The following is a 22,708-nucleotide window of genomic DNA, read 5'->3' on the forward strand; positions in this document are numbered from 1 at the left end:
TCATCGGCCTTTCGCGGGCACGAGGCGAAAGGCCCCGCCGGAGCGGGACCAATGATCCGTACGCTCATCAGGCGCCGCTCGCGCATGGCGCGCTGTCCGGTGCGGTCAGCTGATTCCGAAGCCCATGCCGGGCCCGGCCATCGTCCGATCGTCGAACCCGTAGGTCAGTTGGCTGACAACGTCCACGACACCGGGGATTCGCCGGATGTGCCGTTCCACGATGTCGCGCGTGGACCACAGCTCGACGGCGCCCACAACGGTGACGATGCCGTTACTCACCGTCGCATTGACGCCAGTCGCCTCCTCCGCGCGGACGATCCCGAGAACGTCGTTCTCGACGTCGACGCGGATGTCGTCGTCCGGGCGCAGGTGGACCTTGAGGAGATCACCGCGCGACACGATGCCGACCAGCCTGCCGAGGTCGTCGGTGACCGGCAGGCGTTTGACATCGTGCTCGTCCATCTGACGTGCCGCGGCCGCGATGGTGGTGATGCCGCTGATCGCCGCGATGGCCGGCGCGGTCATGAGGTCGCGCGCCGTGGCGGCTTGGCTCTTGTCCCGTTGGCGCCGGCGCTTGCGGCTCTCGAACAGGCGCGGCTCGTCTCCTGCATATTCGATCTTGTTGAGCAGGTCCGCTTCCGAAACCACACCGAGAACCCGGAGGAAGTCGTCCACGACGGGCACGGCGCTGACCCGGTGCGCGATGAGCATGTCGACCACGGTGCGATACGGAGCATCCGGTGGCACAGAGATGACCTTCGTCGTCATCACGTCGTCCACTGTCAGGTTCTTCAGCATGCGACCCTCCTCGGCCCTCGGCCGTCACGCTACGTCCACCGTGTGCGGGCCGGGCAGAGTCGAGCGCCCCTGCCGGGCGGGCCCACCGTCCCGGCAGGACTCCCGTCAACCGCGGGCTCTCGTGGTCGAGGGCGCCCGAGCCAAAGGTCCCTCGAAGTTGTGACATCGGTCCATGTCCGGAGAATCACCGGGCGATGATCCTTGGGCGTGGCCACCGATCCTGACCTCCGCACAGTGGTGAATGCCCAACGGCAAACCGCGGGCCAACGGGCACCAGTCCCGTGCGGCCTCGAGATGTCAAGGGGTGTGACATGCAGCCAGGAAGCGATGCCCGGCACGATCCGCCGACGGTGATCGAGGCGCTCGCTCTGCAGGACCTGTTCGACACGCTGCACAGCCGCGGCTATACGGTGGTCGGCCCGACCGTCCGTGACGGCGCGATCGTGCTCGACGAACTCACGTCCGCCACGGAACTGCCCCACGGCTGGGGCGTCGACACCGAGGCGGGCCGTTACCGTCTGCGCCCCCGCGACGACAATGCCGCCTTCGCCCACTCGGCCGGGCCACAGTCGTGGAAGAAGGTACTGCACCCGGCGCGGGCCCGGATGTGGTCGGCCGACCGGTCCACCGGGACGGTGATCCCCGAACCGGACGAGCCGCACCGGTATGCGCTGCTCGGAGTCCGTCCCTGCGACCTGGCCGCGATCGGCGTGCTGGACCGGGTGCTGACCGGTGGAGGGCACGTCGATCCGATCTACGCCGGTCGCCGCGACGGCAACCTGATCATCGCCGTGGAGTGTACGGAGCCGGGCGCCACCTGCTTCTGCACCTCCATGGGCACGGGCCCGCGTGCCGAATCCGGTTTCGATCTCGCACTCACCGAACTCGTCGATGACGCGGGGCACCGGTTCCTGGTGCGGGCCGCCACCCCGGTCGGGGCGGAGGTGCTGGCCGCCGTACCCCATCAGGTCGCCGACGACGCGACCGTGCGCGAGGCCGAGGGCGCCGTCGCCGCGGCCGCCACCCGGATGGGCCGCACGCTACGCACGGAGGGCCTGCCGCAGATGCTGGCCGCGAGCCGGGAGTCGCCACATTGGGACGACGTCGCGTCGCGCTGTCTGACCTGCGGCAACTGCACCATGGTCTGCCCGACCTGTTTCTGTACCACGACGGAGGACGTCACCGACCTGACCGGCGAGCACGCGGAGCGGTGGCGTCGCTGGGACTCCTGCTACGACCTCGACTTCACCTACCTGCACGGCGGCAGCGTGCGCACCAGCGGCCAATCCCGCTACCGGCAGTGGATCAGCCACAAGCTCGGCACCTGGCACGACCAGTTCGGGTCGTCCGGCTGCGTGGGGTGCGGCCGGTGCATCGCCTGGTGCCCGACCGGCATCGACATCACCCGGGAGGCGGCCGCGCTGTTCTCCCTGCAGGAGGCCCTCCCCGCGCCGGAGACCCCCGCACGAGAGGACTCGCCGTGACCGACCGCACCGAACCCAGCAAGGACATGAGCGACGCGATTGCCGCCCGCACCGTGTTCGCCGCGCTCAGCACCGCCCAGCACGCGCAGCTGGCCGCCGACGGCACGCCACAGTCCTACCGAGCGGGCGAACGGCTCTTCGCCGAGGGCGGGGTCGCCGACCGGTTCTGGCTGATCCGGTCCGGCAGCGTCGCCCTCGACATGCAGGTGCCCGGCCGGGGCGAACAGGTCATCGAGACACTGTCCGCAGACACCGTCCTGGGCTGGTCGTGGCTGCACCCGCCCTACCGGTGGCACTTCGGCGCGGTGGCCCGCGAGACCACCACGACGGTCGCGTTCGACGCCGCCGCCGTCCGGAACCGTTGCGCCGAAGACCCCGCGTTCGGGTACGCGATCCTGCGCTGCTTCACGCCCGTCATCATCGAGCGGCTGATGGCGACCCGGCTGCGGGTGCTGGCCCTGTACGCGACCCCGGCGCAGGCCGGCCGGCCCTCGACCGGGGTGCCGTCGTGACCGCGCCGGCCGCCGCGTCCGTCACCACCGCGCTGCCGGTCCCCTACCGGGTGGTGTCGCGGCGGGTGGACACCTACGACACCGTGACGGTGGAGCTGGCGCACGACTCCGGCCCGCTCCCGCCGTTCGCGGCCGGACAGTTCGCGATGCTGACCGCGTACGGAATCGGTGAAGTGCCCATCTCGCTCAGCGGCGGCGGAGCGAGCGGCGACCGCCTGGTGCACACCATCCGCGCGGTCGGCGCGGTCACCCGGGCGCTGACCGGCACGGCGCCGGGCGGCACGGTGGGGGTCCGCGGGCCATACGGCACGGGCTGGGACCTGCCCGACGCCGACGGCGGGGACGTACTGATCGTCGCCGGTGGAATCGGTCTCGCCCCGCTGCGGCCGGTCGTGCTGGCCGCGCTCGCCGACCGGGCCCGCTACGGGCGCGTGAGCGTGCTGGTCGGGGTCCGCACCCCGGCCGACCTGCTCTACCAGGGTGAGCTTCGCTCGTGGGCCGAGGCGGGCATCGACGTCGAGGTCACCGTCGACCGGCCGGACGGCGGCTGGAGCGGGCACGTCGGTGTGGTGACGTCGTTGCTGGCCCGCGCGGCGTTCGACCCGGCGCGGACGGTCGCGTTCCTCTGCGGCCCGGAGGTGATGATGCGGTTCACCGCCCGGGGGCTCCTCGCGCGCGGCGTCCCGGCCGGCCGGATCAAGGTGTCGCTCGAACGCACCATGCGGTGCGGCGCCGGCTGGTGCGGCCACTGCCAGCTCGGGCCGCTGCTGCTGTGCCGCGACGGGCCGGTCGTCGACTGGGCCGGTGCCGAACCGCTGCTGAGCGTACGGGAGTTGTGATGGCCGACGACGCAATGCCGACCCTGGCGGTGTGGAAGTTCGCGTCCTGCGACGGCTGCCAGCTGACCCTGCTCGACTGCGAGGACGAGCTGCTGGCCGTGGCGGGGCGGGTGCGCATCGCGCATTTCCTGGAGGCGAGCCGCGCGGTGCTGCCCGGCCCGTACGACGTGTCCCTGGTCGAGGGCTCGATCACCACGCCGGAGGACGCGGAACGCATCCAGCGGGTCCGGCAGATGTCCCGGACGCTGGTGACCATCGGCGCGTGCGCCACCGCCGGCGGGGTGCAGGCGTTGCGCAACTTCGCCGACGTCGACGAGTTCACCTCGGTGGTCTACGCCCATCCGCAGTACGTGTCCACGCTGGCCACCTCCACCCCGATCGCCGCACACGTCGACGTCGACTACGAACTGCACGGCTGCCCCATCGACCGCCGCCAGCTGCTGGAGGTCATCACCGCGCTGCTGGTCGGCCGCAAGCCGAACATCCCCGCGCACAGCGTGTGCTTCGAATGCAAGCAGCGCCATGCCGCGTGCGTGGTGGTGGCGCACGGGACGCCGTGTCTCGGCCCGGTCACGCATGCGGGTTGTGGGGCGTTGTGTCCGGCCCACCAGCGTGGCTGCTACGGCTGTTTCGGGCCGATGGAGTCCCCCAACGCCGGAGCCGAGGCCGGGCTGTTGCGGGCGACCGGCATGTCGGAGGCCGACATCGTCCGGGCCTACCGCACCTTCAACGCGGCCGCACCCGCGTTCGTCGAGCTGTCCCGGGTGACCGTCGGCCCTCCCCCGGCGGCGGGTCCGGGCAACGTGGAAACGGAGCGGGAATGACTCACCGGTCGGATCGGACCCTCGACGTGCGGGCGCTGGCCCGCGTCGAGGGTGAGGGCGCCATGCACGTACGGGTCCGCGGGGGCGCCGTCGAGGACGTCCGGTTGGAGATCTACGAGCCGCCCCGGTTCTTCGAGGCGTTCCTGCGGGGGCGCCGGTACACCGAACCGCCGGACATCACCGCCCGGATCTGCGGGATCTGCCCGGTGGCGTACCAGATGAGCGCGTGCGCGGCGATCGAGGACGCCTGTGGGGTCAGCGTGGGCGGGCCGATCGCCGACCTGCGGCGGCTGCTCTACTGCGGTGAGTGGATCGAGAGCCACACCCTGCACATCTACCTGCTGCACGCGCCGGATTTCCTGGGCTACCCGAGCGCGCTGGAGCTGGCGAAGGACCGCCGGGACCTCGTCGAGCGCGGTCTGGCGTTGAAGAAGGCAGGCAACGCGATCGTCGAGCTGCTGGGCGGCCGGGCCATCCACCCGATCAACGTACGGGTCGGCGGCTTCTACCGCGCTCCCGCACCCAGCGAGCTGACCGCGCTGGCCCGCATGCTGCGGGTGGCACTCGACCAGGCCCTGGACACCGTGCGATGGGCGGCCGGGTTCGAGTTCCCCGACTTCCACCACGACCACGAGATGCTGGCGCTGACCACCGACGGCCGGTACGCCATCGAGGACGGCACCGTCACCACCACGGGCGGCCTGACCTTCGGGCCGCGTGACTTCGAGCAGCACGTCATCGAGGAGCAGGTGCCGCACTCCACCGCGCTGCACGCCCGGCTGGCCGACCGTGGCCGGTATCTGGTCGGTCCGGCCGCTCGGTACACGCTCAACCGGCGGTGGCTGTCGCCATTGGCCCGCGAGGCCGCCGACGCGGCCGGGCTGGGCGAGGAGTGCCGCAACCCGTACCAGAGCATCCTGGTCCGCGCCGTCGAGGTGGTGTACGCGGTCGAGGAGGCGCTGCGGCTGATCGACGAGTACGAGCCGCCCGCCCGGCCCGCCGTGGACGTGCCGCCGCGGGCGGGGGTCGGTTTCGGCGCGACGGAGGCACCTCGCGGGATCCTGTTCCACCGCTACGGCCTGGACGCCGAGGGGCTGATCACGACGGCCCGGATCGTGCCGCCCACGTCGCAGAACCAGGCCAGCATCGAGGACGACCTGCGCCGCTTCGTCGCGGCCCGGCTGGACTTCGACGACGAGCGGCTGACCGCGGAGTGTGAGCAGGCGATCCGCAACTACGACCCGTGCATCTCCTGCTCCACCCACTTCCTCGACCTGACGATCGACCGGGGCTGACGCGCGTGGACGGACAGCGCTGCGTGGTGATCGGCGTCGGCAACGAGTACCGCCGCGACGACGGTTTCGGCCCGGCCGTGGTGTCCCGGCTGGAGGTGCTGCGGCAGTCCGACCCGGCACTGGCCGCGGTGGAGCTGCGGGCGTGTGACGGGGAACCGACCCGGCTGCTCGACCTGTGGACCGGCGCCGACCTCGCCGTCGTCGTCGACGCGGTCCGCGACGGCGCCGACCACGGCGGCCACCGGTACGAGCTGGTCCTCGACGAACTCGCCGACCTCGCCGACGCCCGCTCCGCGAGTTCCCACGGGGTCAGCCTGGGCAGCACTGTCGAACTGGGCCGGGCGCTCGGGCGGCTACCGCGACGTCTGGTGGTGCTGGCCGTGGGGGCGATCGAGTTCGGCTTCGGCGCCGGGCTCAGCCCGGAGGTGGCCGCAGAGGTGGATCCCGTCACCGCCCGGATCCGCGAGCTGGTGGGCTGAGCGATGGCCGTGACGCCACGCGAGGCACCGGCCCGGGAAGCCTGGTCGATCCGGGTCCGGGGCACGGTGCAGGGCGTCGGGTTCCGGCCGTTCGTGCATCGCATGGCGAGCCGGCTCGGGCTCGACGGGAGCGTCCGCAACGTCGACGGGGACGTGGTCATCGAGGTCGCGGGAGCGGCCGACACCCTCGCGGCGCTGGTTCGTGCCCTGCAGGAGCAGGCGCCACAGCACGCGGTCGTGGCTCGGGTGACTGTCACGCGCAACGGCGGCTCAGACACCCTCGGGGCCGGGTTCACCGTGGCCCCCAGCACGAGCGCAGCCGCCACACGACCGGGCTTCGCGGGCCTCCCCGTCGACCTGGCGACCTGCGACGACTGCTTACGCGAGCTGTTCGACCCGGACGACCGGCGCTACCGGTACCCGTTCGTGAACTGCACCGCCTGCGGCCCCCGCGCGACCATCGTCGACACCCTGCCGTACGACCGGGCCCGTACGGCGATGGCCGGGTTCCCCCTGTGCGCGGCGTGCGCCGCCGAGTACGCCGATCCGGCCGACCGCAGGTTCCACGCCGAGCCGGTCGCCTGCCCCGACTGCGGGCCACACCTGTCGTGGCGGTCGGCCGGCCACCCGGCCGGGAACGACAGTGACCCCGGTGCGACCGGCGAGCAGGCGCTGGCTGCCGCGGTGGCCGCGATCGCCGCCGGAGGCATCGTCGCCGTCAAGGGCCTGGGCGGATACCAACTGGTCTGCGACGCCACCAACGCCGCCGCGGTGCACCGTCTGCGCACACGCAAACGGCGGCCCCGCAAGCCGTTCGCCGTCATGGTCGTCGACACCGCCGCCGCCGAGGTTCTCGCGCGCCTCTCCCCTGCCGAGCTGCGTCTGCTCACCGATCCGGCCCGCCCGATCGTGCTGCTGGCGACCCACCCGGACGCCCCGACGGGGCTGCCGTCCGGCGTTCACCCCGGCACCGACCGGGTCGGGCTCTTCCTGCCCGGCACCCCGCTGCACCACCTGCTGCTGCGGGCACTGACCCGGCCGCTCGTGGTGACCAGCGGCAACCTCTCCGACGAACCGATCGCCATCGACGACACCGACGCGATGACCCGGCTCGCGCCGGTGGCCGACGGGTTCCTGCTCCACGACCGGCCGATCCGCGCACGCTACGACGACTCCGTGGCCCGCGTCATCGGCGGGCGACGCGCGATAGTGCGCCGCGCCCGCGGCTACGCACCGGACCCGCTCCCCATTCCGGTTCCGGCCGACCGGGCCGTTCTGGCGGTCGGTGCCCAGCTGAAGCACACGTTCACGCTGGCCCGTGGCGATCGGGCGCTGGTCGGCCCGCACGGCGGTAGCCTCGACGACGCCGACGCCCTGGCCGCGTTCCATGCCACGCTCGGGCAGCTGACCCGGCTGCACCGGTTCACGCCCGATGTGCTCGCCCACGACCTGCATCCGGGATACCTGTCCACCCGGTACGCCATCGAGCAGCCGCCCGGCCTGCGACGGGTACCGGTCCAGCACCATCACGCGCACGTGGTGTCGTGTGCCGCCGAGAACGGCGTGCGCGGCCCGTTCCTGGGCGTCGCCTACGACGGGCTCGGCCTCGGCGCGGACGGCACGCTGTGGGGCGGTGAACTGTTGCTGGCCTCGTACACCGGGTTCCGCCGGTTGGGCCGCTTCGGCACCGCCCCGCTGCCGGGCGGGGAGGCGGCCGTGCGCCGCCCGGCCCGCATGGTGCTGGGCTACCTGCTGGGCGGCGAGTTCCCGGTGCCACCCGGATCGGCCGCGTGGTTCCTCGATCGGCTGCCACGCACGGAACGCGACACCATCGCGCGGATGGTGTCCCGCGGCGTCAACAGCCCTCGCGCCTCCAGCGCGGGCCGCTTGTTCGACGCGGTGTCCAGCCTGCTCGGCCTCTGCGACGACGCGGGCTATGAGGGCGAGGCGGCGGTGCTGCTGGAGGCCGCCGCGGCAGCCTCCGGCAGCACCGAACCGCTGCCCTGGCGGCTGGCCGAGGTGGATGGGCTCTGGGTGTACGACTGGAGCGGCACACTCACCGCAGTGCTGGAACGTGCCCGTGCCGGGGTGCCCGCGAGCGAGCTGGCGGCCGGGTTCCACACCACGGTCGCGGCGGCGACGGTCGCGCTGTGCACCCGCGCTGCCGAACGCACCGGGGTGACGCAGGTGTGCCTGTCCGGCGGGTGCCTGCAGAACCGCATCCTGGCGTCCCGTTTGCTGACCGAGCTGGACGCGGCCGGGCTGACCGGCCACCTCAACCACGACGTGCCCGCCAACGACGGCGGGATCAGTTACGGCCAGGCCGTGGTGGCGGCCGCAACCTGCAACGAGGGAGGCTGATCGGCGTGTGCCTCGGCATCCCCGGCCGGGTCACCGCGGTGACCGACCGGGACGGGCTGCTCATGGGTGTCGTCGACTTCGACGGCATCCGCAAGGACGTGTGCCTGACCTACGTCCCCGACGTCCGCCCCGGCGAGTACGTCATCGTCCACGTCGGTTTCGCGATCACGAAGGTGGACCGTCGGGAGGCCGAACGCACCCTCGACGTGCTGCGCGCGATGGGCGACGCGGTCCGTGACGAACTGGGCGAACCCCTGCCCGCGAAGGATCGCACCGCATGAGATACCTCGACGAATACCGCGACCCCCGACTCGCCCGGGTGCTCCTGGACGAGTTGCACCGCACGACGACCCGGCCCTGGAACCTCATGGAGGTCTGCGGCGGCCAGACCCACACCATCGTGCGGCAGGGCATCGACGAGGTGCTGCCCCCCGGAATTCGCATGATCCACGGGCCCGGCTGCCCGGTCTGCGTGACCCCGCTGGAGACCCTGGACCGGGCGATGGCCATCGCGGCGCGGCCCGGGGTCACCTTCACCAGCTTCGGCGACATGCTGCGGGTGCCCGGATCGCACACCGACCTGCTGGCGCTCAAGGCCCGCGGCGCCGACGTACGCGTGGTGTACTCCCCCATGGACGCGGTCGCGCTCGCCCAGCAGCGACCCGATCGCGAGGTGGTGTTCCTCGCCGTGGGGTTCGAGACCACCGCACCGGCCAACGCGATGGCGGTGCTGCACGCCGCGACTCTCGGACTGACGAACTTCACCATGTTGGTCAGCCACGTGCTCGTGCCACCCGCCATGACCGCCATCCTGGACGCGACCGAGTGCGAGGTGCAGGGCTTCCTCGCCGCCGGACACGTCTGCACGGTCATGGGTTGGACGGAGTACGAACCGCTCGCCGCCCGGTACCGGGTGCCGATCGTGGTGACCGGGTTCGAACCGCTGGACCTGCTGGAGGGCATCCTGATGGCGGTACGCCAGCTCGAACAGGGCCGCTTCGAGGTGGAGAACCAGTACGCCCGTGCGGTCCGGCGCACCGGAAACGGGCCCGCCCGGGAGGCGGTAGGTCGGGTGTTCCGGGTCAGTGACCGGGCCTGGCGCGGCATCGGGACGATCGCCACGAGCGGCCTGGAACTGGCCGACGCGTACGCCGGCTTCGACGCGACCCGCCGCTTCGACGTCGGGCGGCTGACCGCGGCGGAGGACCCGCGCTGCATCGCCGGACGGATCCTCACCGGGCTAAGCGTGCCGACCGACTGCCCGGCCTACGGCATCACCTGCACTCCCCGGTCCCCCTTGGGTGCGCCGATGGTGTCCAGCGAGGGCACCTGCGCCGCGTTCCACCGCGCGGGCCGTCGCCGGTACACCGGGGCTTCCGTCTCCGGAGGTGCCCGGTGACCGCGGTGGATCCGCTCGCGGCCAGCTGCCCGGTACCGCTGGCCGAGACGGAACGGGTCCTGCTCGGCCACGGCTCCGGCGGGCAGCTGTCGGCCGAACTGATCGGCGACGTCCTGGTGCCCGCACTCGGGTCGGCCGCGCCGGCCGGTGCGCTGGAGGATGCCGCGGTGGTCCCGATCGGCGGGGTCGACGTCGTGCTCAGCACCGACGCGTACGTGGTCAGCCCGCTGTTCTTCCCGGGCGGCGACATCGGCGCGCTCGCCGTACACGGCACCGTGAACGACCTGGCCATGCGCGCCGCGCTGCCGGTGGCCCTGTCGGTCGCCTACGTCGTGGAGGAAGGCTTCCCCCTGGCAGACCTGCGCCGGGTCGCCACGTCCGTCGGCGCGGCCGCCCGAGCGGCCGGGGTGCCGGTGGTCACCGGCGACACCAAAGTGGTCGGCCGCGGCGCCGCCGACGGCCTCTACGTCGTCTCCACCGGCGTCGGACACCGCCTCGCCGGTGCCGCGCCGTCGGCGACCGGCGCCGCACCCGGTGATGCCGTGCTGCTGTCCGGACCGATCGGCAGCCACGGCACCACCATCCTCAGCGTGCGGGAGGGCCTGGGCTTCGACGCCGACATCTGCTCGGACACCCAGCCCCTGCACCGGCTCGTCGCAGCCATGGTCGACGCCGGTGGCGACGCCGTCCACGCGCTGCGCGACCCCACCCGCGGTGGCATCGCCTCGGCGCTCAACGAGATCGCGGTCGCGTCCGGCGTCGGCATCGAGATCGACGAGCAGTCGCTGCCGGTACCCGCCCCGGTGCAGGCAGCCTGCGAGCTCCTCGGCCTCGACCCGGCCCACGTGGCCAACGAGGGCTGCCTCGTCGCGTTCATCGCACCGCACCGCGCCGACGCGGTCCTGGCCGCGATGCGCGCCCGGCCGGAGGGCCGGGCCGCGGTCACCATCGGCACCGTACGCGACACCGATCGCGGCCGGGTGGTCGTGCGGACCTCCGTGGGATCACGACGTGTGCTCGACATGCTGGTCGGTGAACAGTTGCCGCGCATCTGCTGAACCGGTGGATGGTGGCTGGTCCCCCTCTGGGTGGGCATGGCTTTGGGGGTCGTGCGCGGTGACGTTCGACCCTGTTCCCGGCCCCTCGGGCGGGCGAACGCTCAAGGTGGTGGCTGCGATTGAGTGGTGCACCCGCGCCCGCGCCACAGGTGGACGGTCCGGGATCGGCGGAAGGGGACGAGGGAGATGACACGGAAACACTGGGCCGACCTGTCGTATCGGCAACGCACCGCCGTGCTGGTCCTGGCATCGGTCGAGGCGGTGCTGACGGCCGCGGCGGCGGCGGACCTCGCCCGGCGTCCACGGGCGAGCGTACGGGGTCCGAAGGTGCTCTGGTGGCCCGTGCTGTTCGTCCAGCCCGTCGGCCCGGTCGCCTATCTCGGCTGGGGTCGGCGCAGCCGTTGCTGAGGACCGGTGTCCGGCGGCCGGCACCGGTTGCCGGGTTCCGGTCATGCCCGCCCGGCCGCTCTCCTCGCGTCCGGTGGGCGAACTCTGGAAGGAGGGGCCATGCCGGTCCCGTGGTTGGTCTTCTGGTCGGTCACCGAGTTGGTGATCATGGTCGCGGCCGTCTGGTCGTGGTGGAGTCCACGCGCGATGCACGTCGGCCGGTTCGCTGTCGCCACCCTGTTCCTCGCGGGTGGTGCGCTGTTCAACACCCTCCATCTCACGACCGGCGGCGACTACGCCGGCTTCGCTGATGCCTCCTACCTGCCGTTCGTCACCGACACGTGGCGTGCGGTCGTGGCACCACATCAGCACCTGTTCATCTCTCTGCTCATCGCATTCGAGGTGGGGGTGGGCGTGCTGATGCTCAGCGGTGACCGGTGGACCCGGCTGGGATTGGTAGCGGCGATCGGCTTCCATGTCGGGTTGATGTTCTTCGGTTGGCTGTACTACCCGTTCTCGATCGCGATGATCATCTCGTTCGCCCTGCTGCTGCGCGCCGAACGCCGGCACGCCGGCGCAACCGCTCCTACCGCTCTTCCGCGACAGAGCACGCCCGCCGCGCCACGCCACGCGGCATAGCGGTCATGGTGCGTCCTGGCCCGTACCCGGTATGACTGATTCCGGCGTTCACCTTGGTGACCTGCCGCACGTCGGAGTGATCGCGGCGGTCCGCATGCGGATGGCACTCCCGCCGTACGAGGTCCGCTGGCCGGATGACGGCCGTTACGCCCCGGGCTTTCCGGGACCGGAAGCCCGCGTGGAGCCGGTTTTCCTTTGACATGACTCTCGGACGCCGGGATCGTCCTACGACCCGAGGACTTTCGGACCTCGAGAGCCGAGCAAATCCAGTGATAGACATGAATTGAGAAGGAAGCGGTGGGCACTCCACCGACACAGGCCAAAAGATCGTGTCGCCTGTGCACACAGGGACCGAATAACCGGTCCCCTCGCCACTCCACCATCCCACGAAGAAGGTGTGCCATGTCAACGGCTCTGCGCGCCGCCAACCGAACCCTGCTCGCCATCGTCGCGGCCATCGCGATGACCGTCGGGCTGGCGATGACCGCGCGGCCCGCCTCTGCGACGCTCCCGTCCGCCTCACAGGTGACATTAGCCCGGACCGGCGGATTCGCCGGCGTCCACGACTGCTACGTCGTTGAATCCACGACTGTGCACGTGGACACCGCGTACCTGATCCAGCTCGTCTCGAGCTGGCAGTTCCGGCGACTCGACGCCGCATACCCGGCCAGCACTCCGGGCGCCGACCGCTTCGCCTACACGTTGACCGTGCGGTACGGCACCGGGAGGACCAAGACCGTCCGGACGGTCGAGGGCGCCGACGCTCCCGCCGTGTTGTGGCAGGCGATCGGCCTCACCCGGCAGATCAGCCTCGATACTTCGCCGACTTCCACCCACTGAACGGCCGCATTCGCCGCCGGCCCGCGCGATGTCGCGGGCCGGCGGCATGCACGGTTGGCGGCGGCGGGTCCGGTGGTCGCCCGGGACTGACCGTCCGGGGCTCAGCCCTTGACGGCGATTTCCTTGCCGTAGGCCTTGACCGTGAAGGTGACCGACTTGTGGGTCCACGGGTTCGTCGCCCGCAGCCGGACCCCACGCTTCACGGCGGTCACCTTGATCATCTTGGGGACGGTTCCGAGGTTGAAGTTCGCCACGTCCCGGCGGACGATGCGGCGCAGCGTGGCGACTTTGATGCGGCGTCCGTGCGCGGCCTGGCGGGTGTCGGCCGCGCCCTGGGAGGCGACCTCGGCGATGGTGGTCTTGATGTTCAGGTACGCCACGCCCCTGGCCAGGGTCCTCGAGCTGATCGTGGCCGACGCCGCCGGCAGTGTCACGTGCTGGGCCCCGTAGGTGTACGCCGTGACGTCGGTGAAGCCATTGCCGGTGCCTCGGCTGCTGGTCAGCGTTCCCGCGGCGCTGACGTGCAGGGTGACCGTCATGTCCTTGTCGTCGTGGTACGCATAGTCGGTGGACCCGTCGTCGTGCACGGTCTTGGTGCCCGCGTATGTGTTGTCGGTCAGCGCGGCGGCAGGTGTCCCCACGCCGCCCACGAGGTAGTCGTCGAGGGTCATCGACGGCACCGCGGTGAACTGGTAGCGCACTCCGGGGCGGCCCATCATCTTCACCGCCGCCCGCTCGTCCGGCCCCATCAGGGACTGGTACACGCCCTTGCCGCCGACGACATACATGGCGTACCCGTCGGTGCCGAACCGGGATCGCGTGTATGCGATCTTGCGGGTGAGGTCCACCACGAACGAGGACGAGCCCGACATCGAGCCCTCGGAGTAGGTGTCGGTGATCCTCCAGCCGTCATGGGCCGCGGCCGTCGACGCGTCGGCCACCGTCTTGAGCTCGGCCGCCATCGTGACCGCGTCCAGCGTGGTGGCGGTGTCCGCGGCATAGGCGGGGGCTGAGACTCCCAGCAGGCCGGCGGCCAGCGTCACGGTGGCGGTCAGCAGGGAGGAACGGGACGGACGCAACATCGATACTCCGAGGACAAGCGAAGGATGCGGATCAGGGTGACAGAACGTATCCAAACCCGCCCGGTTCTGGACTCGACGCAGGAGTCGATGTTACTGACCGTTACCGACCCGCAGGCCGCCGTCCGGTCAGCGAGCACTGGCCGCCCGCCCCGAGACGGACACTTCTCCACCTCGGGTGGCGCTCAGTAGCGACGGCGCGATTACCTTGCGCTACGAACGCGCGAGCGCGGTGGGTGACGCTTGATCGGCTCGATCGGGGGTGCTGCGACATAGGTCGCAGTTCGTCAGGTTTTCCGGTTGAGCGACCGATGCATCAGGCATCAAAGCACTTCCCTCGCCCCCGGGTTGAAAGATCAGGCCATGACTGCCGAAGCATCGACTGTCCTCAAACGGCCCGGCGTAGTGACGCGCTGGATACGCGACCGCCGCCTGTACACAAAGTTCCTCCTGGTCGTGCTGGTGCTGGCGGCAGTGGGCGCCGGTATCGGGGCCTTCGCGATCGTGCAGATGTCACGGCTCAGCGGGGCAGTCCACGAGCTGTACACCGGCAGTGTCGTCCCCGGTCAGGACCTCGAGAAGATCGCCGTGGACATCGGTGCCATGCGGGCGACGGTGCTCAATCACGCACTGAGCACCTCGGACGCCACCAAGGCCCGCTACGAGCAGGAGATCAAGGCCGGCGACGCGACGTTCCGGCAGGATGTGCTGGCATACCGGAAGATCACCGTGAGCCCCGTGCTGCTGGACCGGCTCGACACCGCATGGCAGCGTTACCGCACCGCACGGGACAGCGACTTCATCCCCGCCAGCAAACGCCACATCGACGTGGAACAGATCCGCGACAACGCATTGGTCCCGGCCGTACAGGAGACCATGACCCAGCTGAACGCGCTGATCGCCGCCGAGAACGCCGAGGCCGCCGCCGACGCCGTCAACGCCAACCAGTGGTACACCGTGGCGCGGACGATCACCATCTCCGTGCTCGCCGTGGGCCTGCTGCTCGCCGGTGCATTCGGGCTGGTGGTGGCCCGCGGTCTGGCCCGTCGGGTACACACCCTGTCGGGGGCGATCCGCGCCATCGCCGACGGTGACCTGACCCGCACCGCAGACGCGGATGCGGACAGCCGCGACGAGATCGGGCAGATGGGCGCCGAACTGCACCGCGCCGGCGCCACCCTGCGCGCTACCGTCGAGCAGCTCAGCAACAGCAGCCACATCCTGGCCGGATCCGCCCAGCAAATGGCCGCCACCAGCAGCCAGATCGCGAGCACCGCCGAACAGACCAGCAACCGTGCCGACACGGTGTCGGCTGGGGCCGGGCAGGTCTCGGCGAACGTGGCCACCGTGGCCGCCGCCGTCGAGGAAATGACCGCCTCCATCCGGGAGATCGCCGGCAGCGCCACCGACGCCGCCGGGATCGCCCACGGCGCCGTAGCCGTCGCCCAGTCCGCCAGCACCACCATGGACAAACTCGGCACCTCATCTGCCGAGATCGGTGACATCGTCAAGGTGATCACCTCGATTGCCGAGCAGACCAACCTGCTCGCCCTCAACGCGACGATCGAGGCCGCCCGCGCGGGTGAGGCCGGCAAGGGATTCGCGGTGGTCGCCTCCGAGGTCAAGGACCTGGCCCAGGAGACGGCCAAGGCCACCGACGAGATCGCCAGCCGCATTCAGGTCATCCAGACCGACACCAGCGCCGCCGTCGCGACGATTACCGAGATCGCGCAGGTCGTTGAGCGGATCAACGGCTATTCCAACGCCATTGCCTCCGCGGTGGAGGAACAGACCGCGACCACCAGCGAGATCGGCCGCAGCATTGTCGAGGCCGCGACCGGCGCCGCCAACATCACCGACACGATCACCGCAGTGGCCAAGGCCGCCGAGGACACCTACCTCGGGGTCGGGCAGGCCAACCGCACCGCCGAGGAACTCTCCGGCCTCGCCGGCGAACTGCAGACCCTGGTCGGCCAGTTCACGGTGTAGCGCCGGTGCGCTGGACGTTCTGCCGTGCCGGGCGGCTGAGGCCGAGGTGGTCGCGCAGGGTGGGGCCGGTGTAATCGGTACGGAACACGCCGCGTTCCTGCAGCAGTGGCACCACGGTGTCGGCGAACTCGTCCAGCCCGTCGGGCACCACGTGCGGGACCAGGATGAATCCGTCGGCGGCGTCGCCCTGGACGAGATCGTCGATCTGGTCGGCGACCGTCCGGGGGCTGCCGATGAACGTCTGACGGCCGGTGACCTCGATGATCAGGTCGCGAATCGACAGGTTGCCGGCCTCGGCTCGCGAGCGCCACTCGCGCGCCGTGGAGACCGGGTCGCGGTGCATGCGTACGCTGGCCCGCCCGTGGGCGATGTGCCCGGCTGATACATCCGGATCGATCTCCGGCAGTGGCCCGTCCGGGTCGTAGCCGGACAGGTCGCGGTTCCACAGCTGCTCCAGCAGCTTGATGGCGGTCTGACCGCTGACCTGCTGGCGCCGGATCACCGCCGCCCGGTCACGGGCGTCGGAGTCGGTGTCGCCGAGCACGAACGTCGCCGCCGGCAGCACGAGCAGTTCGTCGCGGTCGCGTCCGTAGGTGGGCAGGCGTCGCTTGACGTCGGCGTAGAACGCCTGGCCGGCGTCGCGCGTGCCGTACCGGCTGAAGATCGCGTCGGCGGTGGCGGCGGCGAATTCGCGCCCGGCGTCCGAGTCGCCCGCCTGCAGGATTCCGGCCTCGCGAGGTCAGCGACGACGAACTCACCACGCTCGTCGCGGCGGCACAGTCGGCGCCGACCTCGTCCAACCTCCAGCTCTGGAGTGTCGTGGCCGTACGCGACCCCGACCGCAAGGCGCAGCTGGCCGCGCTCGCGGCGAACCAGGCCTTCATCGTCCAGGCACCGCTGTTCCTGGTCTGGATCGCCGACCTCGGCCGCGCCCGCCGGCTCGCCGACCGTGCGGGGACCCCCGCGGCCGCCGCGGACTACCTGGAGACCACCCTCACCGGCTTCATCGACACCGCTCTTGCGGCACAGAACGCCGTGGTGGCCGCCGCGTCGCTCGGACTCGGCACCGTGTTCGTCGGCGCCATCCGCAACCATCCGGACCAGGTGGCCGCCGCGCTGGCCCTGCCGCCGCACACGATCGCCGCGTTCGGGCTGGCCGTCGGTGAACCCGACCCCGGCGAGAACGCCGGGGTCAAGCCGCGTCTGCCCCAAGCAGCCGTGCTGCATCGCGAGCTGTACGACACCGCCGCCGACGCCCACGTCGCCACCTACGACGAGCGGGTGTCCACCCACAACACCGCGTTCGGGCTGCCCGGCGCCTGGAGCGACCGCGTCCTGGAACGGCTCAAGGGCCCGGAATCGATGGCCGGACGCCACCAGCTGCGCTCCGCACTCGAACGGCGCGGGCTACCCTCCCGCTGACTCCCCGGACATTCCCCACTTCGCCTGTAGGCTGACTCTCAATTGATCCAACGGGTCGGGGAGGCGCAATGAGTACCACGGACGAGCTTCTGGTCAACGCCGAGCGGTATGCCAGCACGTTCGACAAGGGCGCGCTGCCGCTGCCACCCGCACGCCAGGTCGCTGTCGTGGCATGCATGGACGCCCGCCTCAACCCGTACGGTCTGCTCGGCCTCGCCGAGGGCGACGCGCACGTCATCCGCAACGCGGGCGGCGTGATCACCGCCGACGAGCTGCGCAGCCTCGCGATCAGCCAGCGGTTGCTGGGCACCCGCGAGATCATCCTGATCCACCACACGGACTGCGGCATGCTCACGTTCACCGACGACCAGTTCAAGGCGGCGATCGAGGCGGAAGTGGGCATCAAGCCGGCCTGGTCGGCCGAGGCGTTCACCGACCTCGACGCCGACGTCCGGCAGTCCATCGCCCGGATCAGGACCGACCCGTTCATCCCCCGCAAGGAGTCGGTACGCGGCTTCGTCTACGACGTCGCCACCGGCAAGCTGCGGGAGGTGAACTGAGCGGCCCGACCGGACGCCACCGTTCGCGCAAGGGAAGGGACCCCGATGCCGTCCGAGCACACCTATGACAGCCGCAGGCTGCGGCAATGGCTGCGCGGCGACGCATCCGGCTTCTCCCGGCGCGACCTGCTCAAGCTGACCGCCGCGGTCGGCACCCTGGGCGCCACCACGGCCGCCGGGCATCCGGTCGACGGGACTACCGCCACCGGCCCGGCGGCCGGCGCCGACCCGGCCGGGCCGATCGTCAAGCCACTCCCGCCGGACAAGTTCACCGTGCTCGGCACCAACGCGGAGATGCGCTGGTCCGCGATGCGCGACCAGGGACACCTCGTGCCGATCGACAGGTTCTTCGTCCGCAACCACACCCGCACGCCGATCATCGACGCCGGCTACTGGCGGCTGGAGGTGACCGGCCCTGGCCTGCGCGGTGGCCCCGCCTCCTTCTCCTATCGGGAGCTTCGGCGCCTGCCCGCCGAGACGATCACCGTGCCGGTCGAGTGCGCCGGCAACGCTCGCAGCTACTACACCAGCCAGCAGGGACAGACCGTCACCGGCACGGCATGGCATCTGGGCGCCGTCGGGCTGGCCCGGTGGCGCGGCGTACGGCTGGGCACGGTACTCCGCCGGGCCGGACTGTCGTCGCGGGCGGTCGACGTGCTCCCGGTTGGTCTGGACCCCCACTTCGTCACCGGCGGCGTCGACCTCGGTCCGGTGCGCCGGCCGATTCCGATCCGCAAGGCACTGAACGACGTGCTGCTGGCGTACGAAATGAATGGCGAACCGTTGCCACCCGACCATGGCCACCCGGTCCGGCTGGTCGTGCCCGGTTGGATCGGGATCGCGTCCATCAAATGGGTGGGCCGCATCGAGGTCTCCGACCAACCACTGTTCACGCCCTGGAACACCCAGTTCTACCGCCTGTTCGGCCCCACCTTCCCGGCCGACGGGCAGCCGTTCGACGAACAGGTCGTCAAGAGCGCCTTCGAACTCGACCACGAGGCCGTGCTGCCCGCCGGCAGACCGGTGCGACTCACTGGCCGCTCCTGGTCGGCGCACGGCCCGATCCGCACGGTCGAGGTCAGCACGAACGGCGGCGCCACCTGGCACCGAGCCCACCCGATCGGACCCGGCACCGGATGGCAGCGCTGGGAGATCACCGTGCGCCCGAGCACACCCGGACGCACGGAACTGCTGGCGCGAGCCACCGATGTCCGCGGCAACACACAGCCGGACACGGCCACCTACAACACGCTCGGGTACCTGTTCGACGCGGTGGTACGCCACCCGGTCACCGTTGCCTGACAGCCGGCTGTCGCATCGCATCGGGCCGGCTCAGCGGCGACCGGCCCCCGCAGGTCAGGCCGTACGGGCCCGCTCGCCCAGGCGCCCCTGCGCTTGATGTACGGCGGGCAGCACCCGTGCCCGCCGACGGTGCAGCGCCGTCATCCAGATAGGTCAACGGGCCGTCGTGGGTGGACGAGTCGGGAGACCTGCACCCGGAGCTGGCGGACAGCCCGCTCGACGGCGTCGGCGGGATTCAGGACTTCCACGCACTCAAGCGGTCACGGAAAGTAATGACACGCTGGCGGATGGCAATCTTTGGCGTCGGCGCGGATGATAACGGGAACTGTTTACGTGAGGAGGCGCCCATGCCCCAGGTGGTGGTGGTCTCCGGCCATCCATGTCCGGGATCGAATACGTTACGGCTGGCCACGGAGCTGGGCGAGCGGATCGCGAGGAGCCGCGGGTCCGACACATTTGTGAGGTCGATGTGGCCGAACTCGGTCCCGGCCTGCTCACCCCGGCCGACGAGGCCACCGGCCGAGCGCTACTCGACGTCCAGGACGCCACGCTGTTGATCGTGGCGACCCCGACCTACCGCGGCACATTCTCCGGTGCGCTCAAGGTACTGCTCGACCAGTTGCCCGCCAACGCCCTCGCCGGCGTGGTCGCCTTCCCTGTCGTCACGGCCGAGGCCCAGCCCCAGGCCGACACGGCGGAGGCGTTCCTCGCCCGGCTGCTGCGCGAACTGGGAGCCGACGTCGTCGACTTCGGACTGACCGCGACCAGGTCCGAGCTCACCGACCCGGGCGCCGTGGCCGACCAGTACACCGCCGCGCTCATCGCCTGAGTCCCCGCAGCGGCTCGCCACCACCTCGATCGCTACGGCAGTGACCGCTCTCGTGGCATGCTCCTCACTCGCCCGCCACACCATCTGAGCACCTGGGTCAGCCGGGCCCGGCACCTCCTTGTGAGCGGTCCCGGAGTCCTGGCCGACGGTCAGCCGACCGCTACCTCTGCCGACCGACCGTCTCCGGAAGCCGGTGATCGAAGTCTTGCGAGGGCACGGCGATGAAGCCGCTGTCAGCTTTGAAAACGAGTAACCCCGGCTGCGTGAGATGGCCGTAAAGGTTCGGTTCGTCGCCGAGCATGGCGTGCGCGAAGCCGTGGGCGCCGGAGCGGGGCGGCGTTGCTAGCCGCGCGAGGAAGTCGTCCTCACTTGCGGTCAGCGGGGCTCTCCACCTCAACATGAGCGGTGGGCCTTGGACTGCATGGCCAGCGCCCGGGCTATCGCCACCCGCTTGCGGACGAAGCCCAATGCCGTCAGCTCGGGCGCGCCGGGTCGGTCGACGACGCGGGCGACGTCGGCGCACCGCCCGGCCGAGCGCCAAGGTGCCGTGACGGCTTCTTCGGCGGTGACCAAGGCGACCGCGGGGCCGTGTCGTTCCAAGAGGTCCATGGGCATGGCCTCGGCGGACCGCGCCGCACGACGGCACGGTCATGTCGGTGAGATCCACGTCAGGTTCGGCACGGCCACGTTGGACGGCCCGGCGTAGGCGCGGCGGGCAGCGGCCAGGTGGGCGTCGGGGTCGCTGCCCGGCCACACATGCGTGAGCCAGAGTGCCGCGGCGCCGGCCAGGGCGGCGAGGGCGCCTGCGTCGGCAGCGGTGCTGAGCCGACCGGCCTGCGGCGCGGGTACTTCGGTGGCGTAGGTCGCCTCCGCGATCAGCAGCCCGGCCCCACCCGCGAACTCGGCGAACGGTTCGTGCGGCCCTCCATCCCCGGTGTACACCACGCTCGTACGTCCGGCGGTGATCCGCAGACCTGCGTTCGGCAGGAAGTGCGGCACCGGCATGGTGGCGACGGTTAGCGGCCCGCAGATGACATCGCCGGGCAGCGGCAGCTCGTGCACCCGATACGCGCCGTTGAGCACGTCATGGCTGTCCAAAGCAAGGACGGCGTCGAGAGCACCGGCCGGGGCATAGAGCGGCAGCGGCTGCACCGCACCACCGGACAGAGCGCGAGCCCGGAGCAGAGGGTGTAGGTCGGCACAGTGATCAGGGTGACCATGGGTCACCACGACCGCGTCGACGTCGCCGGGCGCGCACCGCGTTAGCAGGGGCTGCAGGGTGGCGTATCCGGGGTCGATCAGCATGGTGAAACCGTCGTGGCGCAGCAGGTAGCCGCTGCAACCTTGATCCCGATCCGGAAAGGCGCCCAGGCCCCCAAGCACCGTGATTCGCATTCGGCACATTAGAGACCATCGGTCAAACACCTCCCGCCTGCGGTGCCGCACAACTGGAATGGTGGCGCGGACCATCTCGGTCACCGCGGGGTCGATCTCCACGAGCAGGTGCGCCGGCCACGGGCCCAGGTAGGCCCGGATCACGCCGTACGGGTCGACCAGCACGCTCCGGCCGACACCGAGGCGCTCCCCAGATGCCGCGGCCTTGTACACGGCGATGCTCTCGTTGACCACTCACCGGCGGTCGCTGAGTGATCTCCTGGAAGTCCAGGCCCACCCGGCCGCACCGCACCCGCCGGGCGGCGGACCAGACACTCGGAGCAGGACAAGGGGCCGACACCGGAGCGACGCGTGCCCGAGTCCGGCCTAGCACCCGCATGCGCCTGATGTCGGCCATGAGGTTCAAGGCCAAGTGCTCGGCTTCTTCACCAGTCACAGGTCCTCAAAGGTGGTAGTGAGCTGGTGGGAGGAGCAGCCGGAGTGTCTGCCAGGTGGCCCGCCAAAGACGCTGTGGACGCGCAGTGGGAAGAACTCGGGAAGGTCGGAGGGACGGTCCGGTCCCGATGGTGGCCGAACTTGCGCATACGGACCGGCTGGGACGTTGGTCGTCGAAGGTGTTTGCCCCTTTGCCCAGCTCAACGCCCGTTCGCGCAACCGCGCCAATGCCTGGGAAGAATACGGTTAAGACGCCCTGCCATATTGGATGCGACGCCACTTCTTGTGTGTCTTGAGCCGCTGGGTTCAAGACACCCCGGTGTGGCGAAGTTGATGAATGGAGTCCGCCCACCGGCTACGTAAGTATGCGAGCGCTGCGCCTGCGCGTCGCATCTGCGCACTCAGGTCGAAGTCATGATCATAGGACGGGGGTGTTCGGGTTGGTCACCATCTTCGAGAGCCAAAGGCGTCAGTCGAGTCGGCTGGGTGCACAACACTCTGGCGCGGAACGCAATGACTGGCCCGAACAGCAAGCGCCTACCAACGAGGCAGGAGTTGCGCATGTGGAGTGTTGTCCATTATCCACAACACCTACCGCACTCCAAAGAGATATTCCGGAGCACGTTGTCCTTTTGTTAGGCCGGAAACGCCGGGAAAGAGTCGGCATACATGCATGAGATGACGTTGTACACGGGGCGCATGAACCGAGGGAAAGCATTAATCATGACGGCACTCCAGAGTAGATCGTTTGGTGTGATCGATGACGCGTGGGACCTATTGGC

The 22,708-nt window shown here is 70.6% G+C and carries 24 protein-coding genes; 19 read left to right on the forward strand and 5 right to left on the reverse strand.

From position 1 onward, the window contains the following. Positions 1–105 precede the first annotated feature (105 nt). Positions 106–798, reverse strand: a complete 693-nt coding sequence (locus ACMCNN_RS18955) for a CBS domain-containing protein (protein WP_412741851.1) — start codon at positions 796–798, stop codon at positions 106–108. Positions 799–1,109: 311 nt separating this feature from the next. Here ACMCNN_RS18955 and ACMCNN_RS18960 point away from each other — a divergent pair, with 311 nt between their 5' ends. From ACMCNN_RS18960 to ACMCNN_RS19025, 14 genes are all read left to right on the forward strand, one after another. Beyond that, positions 1,110–2,282: a 4Fe-4S dicluster domain-containing protein gene (locus ACMCNN_RS18960; protein WP_412741852.1), complete on the forward strand. Its 1,173-nt coding sequence runs from the start codon at positions 1,110–1,112 to the stop codon at positions 2,280–2,282. Further along, positions 2,279–2,794 carry a cyclic nucleotide-binding domain-containing protein gene (locus ACMCNN_RS18965; protein ID WP_412741853.1) on the forward strand — a complete coding sequence of 172 codons (516 nt, stop codon included), beginning with the start codon at positions 2,279–2,281 and terminating at the stop codon, positions 2,792–2,794. Before ACMCNN_RS18960 ends, ACMCNN_RS18965 begins: the two co-directional genes overlap by 4 nt. Beyond that, positions 2,791–3,633, forward strand: a complete 843-nt coding sequence (locus ACMCNN_RS18970) for an FAD/NAD(P)-binding protein (protein ID WP_412741854.1) — start codon at positions 2,791–2,793, stop codon at positions 3,631–3,633. Before ACMCNN_RS18965 ends, ACMCNN_RS18970 begins: the two co-directional genes overlap by 4 nt. Next, complete coding sequence (locus ACMCNN_RS18975) at positions 3,633–4,457, forward strand: oxidoreductase (protein ID WP_412741855.1); 825 nt, start codon at positions 3,633–3,635, stop codon at positions 4,455–4,457. The genes ACMCNN_RS18970 and ACMCNN_RS18975 overlap by 1 nt, the downstream gene beginning before the upstream one ends. Next, a complete protein-coding gene (locus tag ACMCNN_RS18980; protein ID WP_412741856.1) occupies positions 4,454–5,752 on the forward strand; it encodes a Ni/Fe hydrogenase subunit alpha in 1,299 nt (432 codons plus the stop codon). Before ACMCNN_RS18975 ends, ACMCNN_RS18980 begins: the two co-directional genes overlap by 4 nt. A 5-nt stretch (positions 5,753–5,757) precedes the next feature. Next, on the forward strand, positions 5,758–6,231 hold the full coding sequence (locus ACMCNN_RS18985) for a hydrogenase maturation protease (protein ID WP_412741857.1): 474 nt from the start codon (positions 5,758–5,760) through the stop codon (positions 6,229–6,231). A gap of 9 nt (positions 6,232–6,240) precedes the next feature. Beyond that, complete coding sequence (gene hypF, locus ACMCNN_RS18990; protein WP_412741858.1) at positions 6,241–8,592, forward strand: carbamoyltransferase HypF; 2,352 nt, start codon at positions 6,241–6,243, stop codon at positions 8,590–8,592. Between the two features lie 5 nt (positions 8,593–8,597). Next, positions 8,598–8,873 carry a HypC/HybG/HupF family hydrogenase formation chaperone gene (locus tag ACMCNN_RS18995; protein ID WP_412741859.1) on the forward strand — a complete coding sequence of 92 codons (276 nt, stop codon included), beginning with the start codon at positions 8,598–8,600 and terminating at the stop codon, positions 8,871–8,873. Then, a complete protein-coding gene (hypD, locus tag ACMCNN_RS19000; RefSeq protein ID WP_412741860.1) occupies positions 8,870–9,991 on the forward strand; it encodes a hydrogenase formation protein HypD in 1,122 nt (373 codons plus the stop codon). The genes ACMCNN_RS18995 and hypD overlap by 4 nt, the downstream gene beginning before the upstream one ends. After that, positions 9,988–11,049 (forward strand): hydrogenase expression/formation protein HypE, encoded by a 1,062-nt coding sequence (gene hypE / locus ACMCNN_RS19005; RefSeq protein ID WP_412741861.1) that lies wholly within the window; start codon positions 9,988–9,990, stop codon positions 11,047–11,049. Before hypD ends, hypE begins: the two co-directional genes overlap by 4 nt. 186 nt (positions 11,050–11,235) lie before the next feature. Beyond that, positions 11,236–11,457, forward strand: coding sequence for a PLDc N-terminal domain-containing protein (locus ACMCNN_RS19010; RefSeq protein ID WP_412741862.1), 222 nt, complete (start codon positions 11,236–11,238; stop codon positions 11,455–11,457). 99 nt (positions 11,458–11,556) lie between these two features. Continuing rightward, positions 11,557–12,075 (forward strand): hypothetical protein, encoded by a 519-nt coding sequence (locus tag ACMCNN_RS19015; protein WP_412741863.1) that lies wholly within the window; start codon positions 11,557–11,559, stop codon positions 12,073–12,075. Between the two features lie 31 nt (positions 12,076–12,106). Beyond that, positions 12,107–12,274, forward strand: coding sequence for a DUF1918 domain-containing protein (locus ACMCNN_RS19020; RefSeq protein WP_412741864.1), 168 nt, complete (start codon positions 12,107–12,109; stop codon positions 12,272–12,274). A 203-nt stretch (positions 12,275–12,477) separates the two neighbouring features. Continuing rightward, positions 12,478–12,915 (forward strand): protealysin inhibitor emfourin, encoded by a 438-nt coding sequence (locus tag ACMCNN_RS19025; RefSeq protein WP_412741865.1) that lies wholly within the window; start codon positions 12,478–12,480, stop codon positions 12,913–12,915. Between the two features lie 101 nt (positions 12,916–13,016). Here the strand turns inward: ACMCNN_RS19025 and ACMCNN_RS19030 are convergent, their stop codons facing one another. After that, positions 13,017–13,997: a hypothetical protein gene (locus tag ACMCNN_RS19030; protein WP_412741866.1), complete on the reverse strand. Its 981-nt coding sequence runs from the start codon at positions 13,995–13,997 to the stop codon at positions 13,017–13,019. A gap of 360 nt (positions 13,998–14,357) precedes the next feature. Between ACMCNN_RS19030 and ACMCNN_RS19035 the strand changes: the two genes are divergently transcribed. Continuing rightward, complete coding sequence (locus tag ACMCNN_RS19035) at positions 14,358–15,983, forward strand: methyl-accepting chemotaxis protein (protein ID WP_412741867.1); 1,626 nt, start codon at positions 14,358–14,360, stop codon at positions 15,981–15,983. Here the strand turns inward: ACMCNN_RS19035 and ACMCNN_RS19040 are convergent. Then, entirely contained in the window at positions 15,973–16,707 is a 735-nt protein-coding gene (locus ACMCNN_RS19040) for an LLM class flavin-dependent oxidoreductase (protein ID WP_412747209.1), read from the reverse strand. The genes ACMCNN_RS19035 and ACMCNN_RS19040 overlap by 11 nt on opposite strands. On the opposite strand from ACMCNN_RS19040, the gene ACMCNN_RS19045 reads away from it, so the two are divergent. From ACMCNN_RS19045 to ACMCNN_RS19060, 4 genes are all read left to right on the forward strand, one after another. Next, positions 16,671–17,405, forward strand: a complete 735-nt coding sequence (locus ACMCNN_RS19045) for a nitroreductase family protein (RefSeq protein WP_412747210.1) — start codon at positions 16,671–16,673, stop codon at positions 17,403–17,405. The genes ACMCNN_RS19040 and ACMCNN_RS19045 overlap by 37 nt on opposite strands. A gap of 68 nt (positions 17,406–17,473) precedes the next feature. Continuing rightward, complete coding sequence (locus tag ACMCNN_RS19050; RefSeq protein WP_412741868.1) at positions 17,474–17,965, forward strand: beta-class carbonic anhydrase; 492 nt, start codon at positions 17,474–17,476, stop codon at positions 17,963–17,965. A gap of 45 nt (positions 17,966–18,010) precedes the next feature. Beyond that, positions 18,011–19,267 carry a sulfite oxidase gene (locus ACMCNN_RS19055; RefSeq protein WP_412741869.1) on the forward strand — a complete coding sequence of 419 codons (1,257 nt, stop codon included), beginning with the start codon at positions 18,011–18,013 and terminating at the stop codon, positions 19,265–19,267. A 469-nt stretch (positions 19,268–19,736) separates the two neighbouring features. Further along, positions 19,737–20,096: an NADPH-dependent FMN reductase gene (locus ACMCNN_RS19060; protein WP_412741870.1), complete on the forward strand. Its 360-nt coding sequence runs from the start codon at positions 19,737–19,739 to the stop codon at positions 20,094–20,096. 393 nt (positions 20,097–20,489) lie between these two features. Here the strand turns inward: ACMCNN_RS19060 and ACMCNN_RS19065 are convergent, their stop codons facing one another. Beyond that, entirely contained in the window at positions 20,490–20,705 is a 216-nt protein-coding gene (locus ACMCNN_RS19065) for a hypothetical protein (protein WP_412741871.1), read from the reverse strand. A gap of 39 nt (positions 20,706–20,744) precedes the next feature. Continuing rightward, positions 20,745–21,656 carry an MBL fold metallo-hydrolase gene (locus ACMCNN_RS19070; RefSeq protein WP_412741872.1) on the reverse strand — a complete coding sequence of 304 codons (912 nt, stop codon included), beginning with the start codon at positions 21,654–21,656 and terminating at the stop codon, positions 20,745–20,747. Between the last annotated feature and the right edge of the window lie 1,052 nt (positions 21,657–22,708).

Origin of the sequence: Krasilnikovia sp. MM14-A1004 (assembly GCF_047159485.1) — a bacterium.
Lineage (GTDB): Bacteria > Actinomycetota > Actinomycetes > Mycobacteriales > Micromonosporaceae > Actinoplanes.